At 68.6% G+C, this 14332-nt stretch carries 7 protein-coding genes and 1 pseudogene; 5 read left to right on the forward strand and 3 right to left on the reverse strand.

Annotated elements, in window-relative coordinates:
- Nucleotides 1-72 precede the first annotated feature (72 nt).
- Entirely contained in the window at nt 73-2058 is a 1986-nt protein-coding gene (locus PV963_RS39605; RefSeq protein WP_274821263.1) for an N-6 DNA methylase, read from the reverse strand.
- Between the two features lie 156 nt (nt 2059-2214).
- On the opposite strand from PV963_RS39605, the gene PV963_RS39610 reads away from it, so the two are divergent.
- The 4 genes from PV963_RS39610 (at nt 2215) to PV963_RS39625 (ending at nt 12220) form a co-directional block, all read left to right on the forward strand.
- Nucleotides 2215-3156 (forward strand): serine/threonine-protein kinase, encoded by a 942-nt coding sequence (locus PV963_RS39610; RefSeq protein WP_274821264.1) that lies wholly within the window; start codon nt 2215-2217, stop codon nt 3154-3156.
- The gene (locus PV963_RS39615) at nt 3153-4517 is read left to right on the forward strand and encodes a serine/threonine-protein kinase (RefSeq protein ID WP_274821265.1); all 1365 of its coding nucleotides are present in this window, start codon (nt 3153-3155) and stop codon (nt 4515-4517) included. The genes PV963_RS39610 and PV963_RS39615 overlap by 4 nt, the downstream gene beginning before the upstream one ends.
- A 135-nt stretch (nt 4518-4652) precedes the next feature.
- Complete coding sequence (drmD, locus tag PV963_RS39620; RefSeq protein ID WP_274821266.1) at nt 4653-7892, forward strand: DISARM system SNF2-like helicase DrmD; 3240 nt, start codon at nt 4653-4655, stop codon at nt 7890-7892.
- A complete protein-coding gene (locus tag PV963_RS39625; protein ID WP_274821267.1) occupies nt 7889-12220 on the forward strand; it encodes an Eco57I restriction-modification methylase domain-containing protein in 4332 nt (1443 codons plus the stop codon). The genes drmD and PV963_RS39625 overlap by 4 nt, the downstream gene beginning before the upstream one ends.
- Nucleotides 12221-12289: 69 nt before the next feature.
- Here the strand turns inward: PV963_RS39625 and PV963_RS39630 are convergent, their stop codons facing one another.
- Together PV963_RS39630 and PV963_RS39635 are read right to left on the reverse strand one after the other, a co-directional pair.
- A complete protein-coding gene (locus tag PV963_RS39630; protein ID WP_342456444.1) occupies nt 12290-12496 on the reverse strand; it encodes a DUF397 domain-containing protein in 207 nt (68 codons plus the stop codon).
- Between the two features lie 6 nt (nt 12497-12502).
- Nucleotides 12503-13378: pseudogene (locus PV963_RS39635) on the reverse strand (Scr1 family TA system antitoxin-like transcriptional regulator); the annotation flags it as partial.
- A gap of 193 nt (nt 13379-13571) precedes the next feature.
- On the opposite strand from PV963_RS39635, the gene PV963_RS39640 reads away from it, so the two are divergent.
- Complete coding sequence (locus PV963_RS39640; protein ID WP_274821268.1) at nt 13572-14099, forward strand: ATP-binding protein; 528 nt, start codon at nt 13572-13574, stop codon at nt 14097-14099.
- Nucleotides 14100-14332: the final 233 nt, after the last annotated feature.

Raw genomic sequence — 14332 nt, forward strand, 5'->3', positions numbered from 1 at the left:
AACCGGCGCGGCGGCATCGCTGACGGTGTGCACCGTCGCGTCCCACCTGTCCGGCGATTCCCCATGACGACGTCAGATGTCCAGCCCACCTGCCGCAAGCAGGTCGGCCACGTCGCTCACCAGTCCTCTGCCCGTGCCCTCGGCATTGACGAGTTGCGCTTCGAAGGCCCTGAGGCTGCGAAAGACCTCGGCGTACGCTGCCTGTTCGTCAAGAGGGAGCTGCAGTACCTGGAGGCGCCGGACGTCGACCCGTGACGAACTGGAGGCATGAGTGCCTGCCTGACGTCCGTTGGAGGGTGCGCGCAGACAACCGGCGAGGAAGTGGGCGTCCAGTTTCGCCGGATCCACCCGCAGGGCGTAGAGCTGGGACCCCAGGGCCGTCGGAGGCCCTTCGTGCACCCATGCCTTGAACGCACGCACGACACCGGCGACCACGACGTCGCCCTTCTCGGCGATCGCAGCCGCCGATTCGGTCGCGACGAGCCCGCTAGGAGTGCCGTCCGTCAGCAGGTCGGCAACGGTGAGGAGCGGCACGGATGCTTTGGCGGGCGCCGCTGTGCCCTCCAACGGCTGCTGCCCTGCGCGCAGCGACAGAGCACCGGCCTTGGCGAGGTCTCCCACGCTGGCCGTGGTCTGCTGCCTGTCGGCATCGAACCTCAGTTCAGACAGACGCTGGGCTCGACTGGCCAGGTCGGTCAGCAACGTCTCCGCTTCTTTCCAGGCTGCCGCGAGTTCGAGGCCGGACGGCTCGGTGCTCACCGACGTGTAGCGCCCAGGGGTGACGTCCACCTCGTCGTCCAGGAGCTCGATGAGTGGAACACGGACGGCGCCGTCCGGCAGATCCGCGTCCGAGCGGTCGAGGGCTTCCAGCGCGGAGAGGACAAAGGCCTGGAGCGGGTCCCAGTGGGGGCCGGGTTCACGCGTGCCGGTTCTCGTGAAGCGCGTCGCGTCGACAAGAAGTGCGTCCTGGCCGGGCGGAACCGCACCCGGGCCGTCCGGAGCGGCTCTGAGGATCCATAGTTGGAGTGAGACGCTGTGCGGCTGGGCGCTGCCGGGCGGGAGTGCCACCACGGCTCGGAGCGCGCCGGTCCGCAGCAAGGAGCCTCGGATGCGTCGGCCGGCCTTGCGTGAGGCGACCGCGGGAGGCAGGACGACGACGGCTGCTCCGCCGGGCTTGAGATGGGCGAGCAGGTGTTGCACCCAGGCCAGTTCCGGCTCGGTCCGCGGAGGGAGACCATGGGTCCAGCGCTGGTCGGTGGCGAGTTCCTCGTATCCCCAGTCGCGCTCGTTGAAGGGAGGGTTGCAGAGGGCGATGTCTGCCCGCGCTCCGGTGAACGGGTCCTCGCGCAAGGCGTCCGCCGTGGCGATCTCCGTACGGACGTCGTGGTCGTCCCCGACGAACGACAGTCTGGTGGAGGCCAGCGCGGCGAGGGCAGGGTCTCGCTCGCATGCCAGCACCACCAGGCCCGAACCCTTGCACTCCTGCACGGCAGCGGCCGCCAGGTGCCCCGTGCCGCAGGCCGGGTCGAGGACGGTGAGTTCCTCCTCGGGCTCGCCGATGTGGACGCCGAGCGCGATCCGCGCCATCAGGGCGGCGAGCGGCGGCGGCGTCGTGCTCAGCTGACGTACATGTGTCTCGAGCCACCGCTGGAGCAGGAACTCGAATGTCGCTCGCGCCCCTTCGTTCCGTCCCAGCTTCGCTGTCTCGACCACCAACTTCTCGGTGTCTGCGGTGAGTTCAACCCGTGAAGCGCGTGCGCGAGGGGAGCGCATGCGGCGGCCTGCCTCGGCGATGGCGAGGCCCGACTCGTCCCTGCTGCCCAGGGCTTCGAACCGGGGCCACAGGAGCTCGCGCCCGCCGATGTTGTCGAGCTTGCCGTTGTCCCTCAACCACTGCTCGACCTCCGCCAGTGAGAACTGGGGGCTGACATCCGTGCCGCCGATGCGCGTGGGGAAGGAGTCGTGGCGTCGCCGCCAGTTGCTCACCGCGGCACGCCCCACGCCGGCGATCCGAGCGATCTCGGCAAGGCTGACCGGTACGGAGCCGGTTGTACTCATCGACAGTCTCCGAGGTGCTGGGGGGCGCTTGCGTGCGGTGCCGGCGGTGGACGGGTCTGGCGGAGTGGCTTTGCATGAGAGGCTACTACGCTCATTGACAGTGTTCACAGTGCACATATCCGGAATCGCCGTGTGGGAAGTGTGGAGGACGGGAGAATGCAGAGATTTACGCCGGGAACGGTGCTCCTGGACCGCTACCAGCTCACATCGGTCCTCGGCCGTGGCCTGATGGGCCAGGTGTGGCAGGGGCGTGACCTGCGTCTGGAGCGGCCCGTGGCCGTGAAGACCGTGGCTGCGGACCTGCTCGCCGTCCCCCGGAGCCGGGATGAGGCGTTGCGGCGTTTCCAGCGGGAGGCGAAGGCCGCGGCGCGCCTGGACCACCCGAACACGACCACCGTCTTCGACGCGTCGATCACGGACGGTACATGCTGTCTGGTGATGGAACTGATCGAGGGCACCACCCTTGAGTTCCTCTTCGACCAACAGGACGACGCACGGTTCGACGTCCCCACGGCCGCTGCTGTCGCAGCCCAACTGTGCGCCGGACTGTCCGCCGCCCACGCAGCCGGTCTCGTCCACCGTGACCTCAAGACCCAGAACGTCATGATCCGCAGGGACGGCGTCGTGAAGATCCTGGACTTCGGACTGGTCAAGGTCCTGAGCGACGCCGACCCGCGTCTGACCATGACCGGTGAGAGCATCGGCAATATCGTGTGCGCCTCGCCCGAGCTGCTCTCCGGGCAAAGCCGGCTCGACGGGCGGAGTGACCTCTACGCGGTGGGCTGTCTGCTGCACCACATGCTCACCGGCGAGACCCCCTTCGTCACCGGCCAGCCGGCGCTGCTGGTCACGCATCACCTGACCTCTCCGCCGCCCGTGATGGCGGACTCGGGTCTCGACGCTCCGAGGGGCCTGCAAGAACTGGTCACCGCACTGCTGGCCAAGCGTCCGGACGACCGCCCCTCCTCCGCGGCCGAGGTGTACGCGGCCCTGGCCCCCTACCTGCCCGCTCCCTGCCCCGAGCTGGCCACCCGGCCCGGGCTCCCCGAGGACCCCCGTCGTCCCTTCCTGGTCCCGCAAGGGCCGAGCCTCGTGTGAGCAGTGAGAAAATGACCGTGCCGACCGGGGTGCGGGACCTCGACCGGGTCGCAGGGGAGCGAAGGGCGCCGCGGGCGCCGGGACTGGGGACGGGCGCGATGGGGCGAAGCCTTGGACAGTACGAACTCACGCGAGAGCTGGGCCGGGGCGGCATGGGCGTCGTCTGGGCGGCGTACGACCGGGAGCGTCACCGCGACGTCGCGGTGAAGCTCGTCGCGCCCCGCGCGGGCGGTGCGGAGTTCACGTCACTGGAGCGTCGCTTCCTTCGCGAGGCACGCCTCACCAGCCGCCTGAACCACCCCGGCATCCCCGCCGTCCACGACCACGGCAGCTACGAAGGCGAGCTCTACCTCGTCATGGACCTCATCCCCGGACGCGCCCTCGACGCCGTCCTCAAGAGCGAGGGCCCACTGCGCGTCGAGCACGCGGCGGACGTCGCCGGGCGTACGGCAGAGGTGCTCGCCTACGCCCACGCCCAGAACGTCGTACACCGTGACCTCAAGCCGTCCAACCTGATGATCACCCCGGACGACGACATCAAGGTTCTCGACTTCGGCGTCGCGGCCGCTCTGGATCCGCAACCCGGCGAGACCCGTTTCACCGCGGCGAACGCCACCCCCGGCACCGTGGTGTACATGGCCCCCGAGCAGGCCGTGGGCCAGACCGTGCCCGCCAGCGATCTGTACTCCCTGGGCTGCGTCCTCTATGAACTGCTGACCGGGGACCCGCCCTTCACATCCGGAAGCCCGTTCATGCTCTACCACCAGCACGCGCACGAGCCCGTGCCTGCGCTCGACGAGCGCCGCTCCGGCATCCCGTCCGGACTGCGGGAGCTGGTGGAGGCGCTCCTGGAGAAGAAGCCGGAGAACCGGCCCGCCTCCGCGGCCGAAGTGGCCACACGAGCAGCCGCCTGGGCGCCCGCCCCGGCACGCCCCTCGGTACCGAGAATTCCGCATCCCCGGCTGGCGGAGATCGACCGGCTTCGCCAGTCGGGCCAGCCCGCTCGCGCCCTGCGGGAGTACGGCGATCTCCTGGCCGGTGCCGACCTCGGACGAGCGGACTTACTTGCCGCCCGGGCCGGACACGCCCTGTGCGTGGGCGTCCTCGGCCGTACCCGCGAGGCGCTGGACGAGCTGAAGTCGGTCCTCGCGGAGCAGCGCAGCCTCCTGGGGCCGGACGATGCCGGGGTTCTGGGCACGCGGTACGAGATCGCCGTGCTGCTGGCTCGCGCGGGCGAACGCCACGCGGCCACGGAGCTGCTGAAGCGCCTCGCGGACGACGAGGACCGGATCCTGCCCGACACAGACCCACGGCACGGCCGGGCCCGCGCTCTGCTGGACCGGCTTCGCCGCATCGCGTGACCCAGCCCGAGGCGATGTTTTGTAATCTCTGTTCACAGTCAATGTTGCGGTGTTACGCTGCCACCGCCCCGTCCGGAGGGGAGACAGGACACTGTCTACGGACGGTCGCAGGAGACACCGAGGGGAACAGCGCCCATGACGTCAACAGCTCAGCGCGAGACCGAGCGGACGGGGGCCGAGCAGCTCCCTGAGGAGGGCAACCTCGTCGAGGTGCGCGGGCAGTCCTGGGTGGTCGCCCGCGTCGAGCCGTCTCCGGCCCGTGACGGCGCCGAGGAGCGCAGGCCCGCCACCCTCGTCCACCTCCAGTCCGTCGCCGACGGCCGCTTCGGAGACACCCTCTCCGTCATCTGGGAGGTCGAACCCGGCCGCCGCGTCCTGCCCGCCGGCTCCCTCCCCGACGCCTCCACCGGCGCCTACGACTCCCCGAGCCGCCTCGCCGCCTTCCTCGACGCCGTCCGCTGGTCCGCCGTCGCCTCCGCCGATGCCAAGACCCTCCAGGCCCCGTTCCGCTCCGGCGTCGCCGTGGAGCCGTACCAACTGGAGCCGGTCTCCCGCGCCGTCGGCGCTCCCCGCGTCAACCTCCTCCTCGCCGACGACGTCGGCCTCGGCAAGACCATCGAGGCCGGCCTCGTCGTCCAGGAGTTGCTGCTGCGTGGCCGCGCCCGGCGCACCATGGTGGTCTGTCCGGCCGGCCTCACCCTCAAGTGGCGCGACGAGATGGCGGAGAAGTTCGGCCTGGAGTTCACCATCGTCGACTCCGAGCACTGCGCCCGCCTGCGCCGCACCCACGGCACGGCCGCGAACCCCTTCCGCGTCCACCCCCTCACCATCGTCTCCCTCCCCTGGCTGCGCGGCCAGAAGGCCCAGCGCCTCCTCGACGAGGTCATCGGCGCCCCCGAGGAGAGCCCCGACGGCGAGCACAAGCGCTTCTTCGACCTGCTCGTCCTCGACGAGGCCCATCACGTCGCGCCCGCCGCACCCAAGCAGGTGTACGCGGTCGACTCCCAGCAGACCAAGCTGATCCGTCGCCTCGTCCCGCACTTCGAGCACCGCCTCTTCCTGTCCGCCACCCCGCACAACGGCTATCCCGAGTCGTACACCGCGCTGCTCGAACTCATCGACGACCAGCGTTTCGCACGCGGCGTGGACCCCGACAAGGAAGCGCTTAAGGACACCGTCGTACGCCGCTTGAAGTCGACGGTCACCAACGCCGACGGCACACCCCGCTTCCGCACGCGCAAGACCCTCGAACTCTCCGTCGACTACACGCCGCAGGAGCGCGAGATCCACCAGCTCCTCGGGGAGTTCGCCGAGCTGCGCCGCAAGAAGCTGACGCCCAAGGCCCGAGGCGGCCGCCGCGCAGCCGACCTGGTGACCCTGCTGCTGAAGAAGCGCCTGTTCTCCTCCCCGGCGGCCTTCTTGCACACGGTCCAGGTCTACCTGTCCCACCTGGAGGACACCGGCCCGGCGCGGGGGCGCTCGGCAGCGGCCGAAGTCCCGGAGTGGCTGGAGGAGTTCGCGGACCTGGTCGCCGACCTCGACGACACGGGTCTGGTCGACGCGGAGGACGACGCGCTCACCCGCTCGACCTCGCTCACTCCGGCGGAGGACGGCCAGGAACTCGACCTGTTGCAGCGGATGGAACGCTGGGCGCTCACCCATGAGGCCGCACCCGACTCCAAGGCAGAGGCAATGATCCGCGAGATCAAGGCCATCTGCCGACCGGACGGCAAGAGGTGGACCAACGAACGGGTCGTCGTCTTCACCGAGTATCGCGACACGCAGGAGTGGCTGTACGACCTCCTCCAGCAGGAGGAACTCACCGACGGAGGCCGCGTCGAACGCCTCCACGGCGGCCTGTCCACCGAGGAACGCGAGCGCATCCGCCTCGGCTTCCAGACCGAGCCGACCCGCGAGGAGGGCAAGGTCCGCATCCTGCTCGCCACCGACGCCGCCGGCGAGGGCATCGATCTCCAGAACCACTGCCACCGCCTGATCAACTACGACATCCCCTTCAACCCCAACAAGCTCGAACAGCGCATCGGCCGTATCGACCGCTGGGGCCAGAAGAAGGACCCGGAGATCACCCACTTCATCGGATCCGGCTGGCAGCATGCCCAGGCCGGCTCCTACGAGGCCGACCTCGAGTTCCTCTCCCGCGTCGCCAAGAAGGTCGCGCGCATGGAGCACGATCTCGGCTCCGTCAACGCCGTCCTCGCCGATGCCGTGCAGCGCCGGATGACCGGCGACACGGCGCCCGTCGACATCGAGAACGCCAAGCCGAAGCCGATCAAGGGCCGCCGCACGGGCGGCGAGGTCGCGCCGGAGCAGAACGTCACGGCCCAGACGAAGAAGCTCGCCGACCAGTACGAGGAGACGGTGAGCGTCCTCGGCCTCACCCCGGCCAATGTCAAGCGGGTCGTGGACACCGCCCTGGCCCTCGACCACCAGCCGCCGCTCCTGCCCTCCACGGTCCGCGCCGAGGACTTCGAGCCGGGTGACCTCTTCGAGGTGCAGCCCTTGTCCGGCAGCTGGGAGCGGGCGACCCGGGGCCTTGCCCACAAGCTCCGCGAGGGCGAGCAGCGACCGCTCACGTTCTCCCCGACGGTCGCCGCGCACGGCAGGGACGACGTCGTCCTCGCCCACCTCAAGCATCCGCTGGTGGCCCTCTCCACGCGCCTGCTGACCGCCGCCGTGTGGAACGCCGACCAGATGGACCTGAACCGCGTCACCGCCGTCGTCTCCGACGACCCGGCCGTCACCACGACGCTCGTCTCCGCGTACGCGCGGTATGTCCTCGTCGGCACGGACGGCACTCGCCTGCACGAGGAAGTCCTGTACGCCGGCGGCTGGTTCGGCGACACGGGCCGCTTCCGACGCTGGGAGTCGGTCGGCGAACAGGGCAGGGTCCTGTCCAGGGCACTCACCGAGGGAGCCGAGGCTGCCCCGCACCTGCGCAAGGAACTCACCGAGGCTTGGCCGAAGTTGCGGGACCCTCTCTACCGGTCCCTGGAGGCCCGTGCCGCCGAGCTCGGCCGCCAGCTGGAGAGCAGGCTCGCGGACCGCCGAACGGAGGAGGAGCGCCGCATCACGGCCACCCTCGACCGCTTCGAGGCGACTCTGCGCGCCAAGCTCAAGGAGGAGGGCGACGGCGAGGGCGAACAGCTGGCCCTCCTCTCCACCCACGAGCTGACGGGCCACGAGCGCCGCCAGTTCGAGGACGACCGCCGCCGCTGGCAGGAACGCCTCGAAGGCCTCCCCGCCGAGCGCGACCGCGAACTCGCCGCCATCGCCGCCCGCTACCGCGAGCCCCGCTCCCATCTCTTCCCCGCCGCCGTCGTCTTCGTGATCCCCGCAAAGGAAGCCCGCCGATGAGCCCCCGCCGCCCGATGAGCCGTGGAGTAGCCGCCGCCAAGGCCCAGGCCGCCGACGGCCGCCGGCAGCACCAGGAGTGGCTGGACCTCACCGAGGTCTCCGGCCCCTTCCTGACCATGCCCGTCCTGCTGAGGGCCTGGCCTCAGCTCGACGCCCTGGAGAAGGACGAACGGGCCAGGCTGCGCGCCCGCCACGCCGACTGGCAGACGGACACGACGGCCGGCCGCGACGAGTGGGTGGCGTACGTCCTGGGCCGGCTGCTGGGCTGGGAGGACGCGCTGACGTTCCGCCAGGGCGAGTCCGAGCACCACGGCCTGGACCGCCTGACCCTGCGGGTGGCCGAGCACAACACCGAGGTGCGCCCTGACTTCGCGCTGGTCGAACCCGGTGCGGATCTCGCGGTCGAGCCGGACGTGGAGTCCGCGGCCAAGCGGGTGCGACTGCTCGGCATGACGGTCCCGGCCGGCACGGCTCCGACCGCCCGCGCGGGCGGAGGCGGCGACTGGTCCGCGGCCCCGGCCGACCGCCTGGCCCGCCTCCTGCGCCACCACGGCGTACCGCTCGGCCTCGTCACGGACGGCCGCTGGTGGTGCCTGGTCTGGGCCCCGCTGGGCGGCGTCACGACCACGGCCGTCTTCGACGCGATCGGCTGGAACGAGGCGGCGGAGCGGAACGTCGTCCGCGCGTTCGTGTCCCTGCTGCGCCGCCGCCGCTTCTTCGAGTACGACGACGCCGAGACCTTGGCCGGCTTGCTCAAGGCCAGCCTCGCGGCAGGCGAGGACGTCACCGAGGCGCTGGGCATCCAGGTCCGACAGGCGGTGGAACTCCTCGTCGACGCCATAGGGCGAGCGGACGTGCGCGCGGTCGAGCACGGGACGCCGGGCCTGCACGCGTCGGGCGTGAGCGCGGGGGAGGTCTACCGGGGCGCGGTAGCGGTCATGATGCGCATCGTCTTCCTCCTGTTCGCGGAGGAGCGCGGCCTGCTCCCGGCGGACAACGAGGTGTATGCGCGGTCCTACTCCGCCCGCTTCCTGCGCGACGAGCTGAAGGCGCGAGCGGACGAGGAGGGCGAGACGTCGCTGGAACACACGACGTCGGCGTGGCACCGCCTGATCGCCCTGTTCCACGCGGTGCACGGGGGAGTGGACCACCCGGGCTCCGGCTTCCACCTTCCGGCGTATGACGGATCGATCTTCGATCCGGAGAGGTACCCGTGGCTGGAGCGCACGACGCCGCTCCTCCCCATCGACGACCGCACGGTCCTGCACATGCTCCAGGCGGTGCAGGAGGTCCGCGTCGGCAAGGGCAAGGATCGCGAGGTCCGCACGCTCAGCTTCCGTGCGCTGGACGTCGAGCAGATCGGGTACGTGTACGAGGGCCTGCTGTCGTTCGACGGGCGGCGGGCGACGGAACACATGGTGGGACTGATCGGCCCGGAGGGCCTGGAACACGAGGTCCCGCTGCGGGAGTTGGAGTCGCTGGCGGCGAAGGCCAGCGGTTCGCTGAAGACGCTGGCGAAGTCCATCCACGACAAGTGGAAGGACCCCAAGCCCCCGGCGACGGCGGGCCAGTTGGAGAAGAAGCTCGCCCCGCTCGGGGCGGAGGAGTCGGCCGAGGCGCGCCGCCGCCTGAACGCGGTGACGAAGGACGCGGCGCTCACGGAGAGGCTGCTGCCCTTCGTCGGCATCCTGCGGGAGGACCTGCGGGGCCTGCCGACGGTCATCCCGAACGGCGCCCTGTATGTCACGGAGTCGTCGCTGAGGAAGAACACGGGCACGCATTACACGCCCCGCTTCCTCGCGGAGGAGGTCGTGCTGCACGCGCTGGAACCGCTGGTGTACGAGCCGGGGCCGCTCCAGACGGCGGACACAGGGGAATGGCGCCTGAAGTCCGCTGACCAGATCCTGGACCTGAAGGTCGCGGACATCGCGATGGGTTCGGCGGCGTTCCTGGTGGCGGCGTGCCGTTACTTGGCGGACCGTTTGATCGAGGCGTGGGAGGCCGAGGGCCGCGCGGACGCGATGGCGTACCGGGCGGGTCGCGCGGTGGACGTGGTGACGGCGGCGGACGCGGAGCAGGACCCGGTGGTGGTCGAGGCCCGGCGTCAGATCATCGAGCACTGCCTGTACGGGGCGGACATCAATCCGATGGCCGTGGAGATGGCCAAGCTGTCGCTGTGGCTGGTGTCGATGGACCCGGGGCGGCCGTTCACGTTCCTGGACGACCGGTTGGTCGCCGGGGACTCGCTGCTGGGTGTGCACAGCATGGAGCAGATCCAGTCCGTGCACATGAAGCCGGGGCAGCAGGCCGACATCCTGGCTGAGCAGGCGCGGCAGTTGGTGGATCAGCTGACGCAGGAGCGTCTGGCGATCACCGCCATTAAGGGCGTCGACCTGCCGGCGCTTCAGGAGAAGCGTGAGCGGCTGGAGGAGGTCAACCGGCACTCTCGGCGGCTGCGGCTGGTCGGTGACTTGATTGCGGGGGCTGCGCTGGCGACGTGTGCGTCGGGACGGGTGCCGTGGTACAAGGAGGAGGGCGGGGAGAGGGTTCGAGACCTATTCCCACGGGCTGCGTGGATCGTACGGCAGATCGTGGGGGATGGGGTCGAGGACGACTCTGAGGTGGTTCAGGAGGCTCGGGCGACCGCTGAGGAGTGGCTGGCGGCGGAGCTGCCGGAGGGGGCGCTGGAGCGGCGGCCTGTGCATTGGCCGTTGGTTTTTCCGGAGGTATTTTCCCTTAAAGATGGGTTTGATGCGATCGTGGGGAACCCGCCGTTCCTCGGAGGTAAGAAACTTACGAGTGCGCTGGGTGAAGCTTACCGCGAATTCATGGTCGATTTCTTGGCTAGCGGGAGACGAGGAAGCGCTGATCTGGTTGCCTACTTTGAATTGCGGGCGCATGGGCTACTCAATCGCGCCGGGCAAACTGGTCTAATTGCTACAAACACTCTGGCGCAGGGTGACTCGCGCGAGGTTGGCCTTGATCAACTAGTATCCGCTGGCGTTACCATTCGAAGAGCCATTAAGAGTGCCCCCTGGCCTTCGAGTTCGGCAGTGCTTGAATATTGCGCGGTGTGGACGACGAAGCTGCCACTGCAGGTGGAGTCTGTGTGCGCTCTCGGTGACGCAATTGTGGTTAATGGAATTTCGACGTCACTTAATCCGGCAACCCGAGAATCTTCTTGGGCGGAACGACTGGCCAGAAACGTCGGTAAATCCTTCCAAGGCTCTTTGGTCCTGGTTATTGATGGGTTTAGCGTATCGGAATCAGAGGCTCGGAGTTGGATTCAGGGGGATGGCCGCTATGCCGAGGTCCTGGCACCCCTTCTTAACGGGCAGGACCTCAATGCGAGTCCGACCTGTCAAGGTGACCGCTGGGTGATTAATTTTCACGAGTGGTCAGAGGAGAAGGCTAGGAGTTACCCCAAGGCATTTGCCAAGCTATTGGAGGATGTGAAGCCAGAGTGTGAAAAGAAGGATCCGAAGTCCTATGCTGGATTGATGGATCATTGGTGGCAGTACTGGCGGCCGCGTGGTGAGATGACGCGTGCTCTGCGCGATCTGTCCCGCTGTATCGTGCTCACGAGGGTGAGTAAATCTGTCATGCCGGTCATGGTGCCAACAGGGCAGGTATTTTCCGACAGGCTGGTTGTGTTCACCTCTGATGATCCGGGGCTACTTGCGGTACTTAGCGGCGCTTCGCATTATTGGTGGGCGCTGGATCGTAGCGCCACGATGAAGGCGGACCTGCTTTACAGTCCAAGCGATGTATTTGATCCCTTGGTCCGCCCAGCTTCCTCAAAAAATCTTCGTGTGATCGGCGCGCGTCTCGACGAGTATCGCCGTGACTTGATGATCGCCCGCAATATGGGTCTTACTGCCACCTACAACTTGGTGCACGACCCCGACTGCAATGACGAAGACATCGTTGAACTGCGGCGCATCCATGAGAGGATCGATAAGGCCACGGTCGAGGCGTACGGCTGGCATGATCTCTTGGACGAATCTGGCCAGACCCCGGCTGCCGATCCGACCCACCAGACGTTCCCGCTCGACCACGGTTTCCACGAGACCGATCAGGGCGTCCGCTATACCATCGGCATGCTCGCTCGCACCGAGATCATCGACCGGCTCCGGCAGTTGAACCACCAGGCGTACGCCGACGAGGTTCACCTCGGCCTGCACAAGGGGGTGACGGAGAAGAAGGCGAGGGAGAAGCACCCCGACCTGCCCCCGCCTTCCCCTGAGGCCGTTCGGAAGCGCAAGGAGCAGTTGGCTGCGCGAGGTGGTTCGGATTTCGGTGAGGGCGTCGAGGGCGCCCTCTTCTGAGCCGTCGGCATGACAACGGGCTCGCTCACGTCAGCCCAAGTGACCTGAGCGAGCCCGTCTCTTTGCGCCCTACCGCGTCGCGAGCGCCACGAACGCGGCCCACCTGTCACGGCTGACCCGCAGTACCGGTCCCACGCTCGGCGCCTTGGAGTCCCGTACGTACACGGCGTCCTGGTCGGCGGCCACCTCTACACAGTCGCCACCGTCTGACCCGCTGTAGCTGCTCTTGAACCAGCGCAGCCCGCCTCCGTTGTCGGTCACCTGCTCCATGCTCATGTCTCTCCCGCCCAGCCGTTCGATGAGCCGCGCAGACTCCTCGACGTTCAGGGCCTGCGATCGCAGCTTGCCATAGCGCAAGGCGAATGCGCTTACGTCGGCAGGATCTTGCACGACACACCCGACGCCTTGTGACTCAAAGTATCCGAGCTGCCGATGCTCCTTCGACTCCGCGACCACGAACGGACCGTTCTTGCCCGGGTGGAACCCCCGCCCGGCAGGCATGACCTGTACCTCGACGTTCCGCAACGTGCTTACCTCCAGCAGTCGTTGCAACTGCCCGCGCATCACCTCAGCGTCGCCCACCGGATCGCGCAACGCCTCCTCCCCGATGATGAACGACAACTCCGCCATAGGTACCCGCGTCAGCAGCTTCTGCCGACTCAGCCGCGCCTCCGTGTGCTGGTCGATGATCTCCTCGCTCAGTGGCGGACAGTGCCCGGCGAACACAGCCCGCGCGTACCCCTCCGTCTGCAACAGTCCCGGCACCAGCAGCGGGTCGTACGAGAACCGGCTCACCACCTCCGCCTCGATGAGCGCGAAGTTGCGGAAGAAGCGCGGCAGTTTCGCCCGGTCCACCTCGTCCTGAAGCACTTCCAGGACGCCCCGCGCCTCCAGCACTCTTTCCGCCGCCGCGGTGAACGCCGCCTTCGCCGGCCGCCGCCCCTGCTCGACCGAGGCGACCTGCTCCAGCGAATAGCCGATCGAGTCCCCGAGCTGCTGCTGATTCAACCCGGCCCGCTTACGCAAATGCTGGAGCAGCACACCGTACGCCGACCACACACCCGGCAGATCGGGCCCCTCCTCCTTCGTCTTCGCCGCGCGACCATTCCGCGTGTCCCGTACGTCCCGTCCCGTCCTCACACCGCCACGCCCTTCCATCCCGCTCCGCACCACGCCGCCGGGGCATGTTCAACGCAGCTCGCAGGAAACGGGACACGCCTCGGGGCCTGTACAACGCCCGTACAAGACCCGTACAACCAAGACCACAGCCAGTCGCCCCCGCCGTACGACGAAGACGACGTACGGCCGCCGTACCTGGTCAGCGGGACAACCACCGCACCACGCTGGCACCGTGACCCACCACCAGATCACCGACGTAGCGAAGCCGCCTCACACGCCCGCCCGCCACCTGACCCTGCGCTTCAGCAGCACCAGACGCGGCGCCCGCCTCGCCCGCCAGCTCGCCGTCCAGCAGTTCGCCGAGTGGACCGAGCTGCCGCACGACTCTGACCCCGCCCGTACCGTCGCCCTCGTCACCGCCGAGCTGGCGTCGAACGCCATCCGCCACGGCAGTCTCCCGGGCCGGGACTTCCGGCTGACGCTGCTCCTCCTGCCCCACGGCTTCCGCGTCGAGGTGACGGACACCCGCCCCGAGCGCTGTCCCCCGCATCCCACGGATCTGAGGCCAGTCGTCGACGCTTCCTCCGGTCGTGGCCTGCTCCTGGTCGAGGCATACGCCTACCGCTGGGGATGCGACGTCCCCGACGGCTGCACCAAGACCGTCTGGGCCGAAGTTCGACACCAACCGCTGAACCCCTCGGCGCACTTCCGACCAGTCCACGCCCGGACCGAGGCCGTCGGCCAGGTGCACGAGACCTAGGGACTTACGACACGGTCGGAGCTAACGGCACGACCGCCGTGTCCAAGAGCAAGCCCTGGCCAACGCGGCTGTGACCTCGCTCGCCCGGTCCGACAAATGAGGGCGGCCCAAGCGTTCGGTGATGCTCTCGCGACCGCCGTGCCGACCTCGGTGGCGTTGAACCCACCGTGAAGCGGTAGGAAGCCGTACCGTTCGGCGTCGGGGATCGGCCACGGAGTGAAGTCCGCAGAAGA

The sequence above is a fragment of the Streptomyces coeruleorubidus genome (assembly GCF_028885415.1).
In the GTDB taxonomy this organism is placed as follows: Bacteria; Actinomycetota; Actinomycetes; order Streptomycetales; family Streptomycetaceae; genus Streptomyces; species Streptomyces coeruleorubidus_A.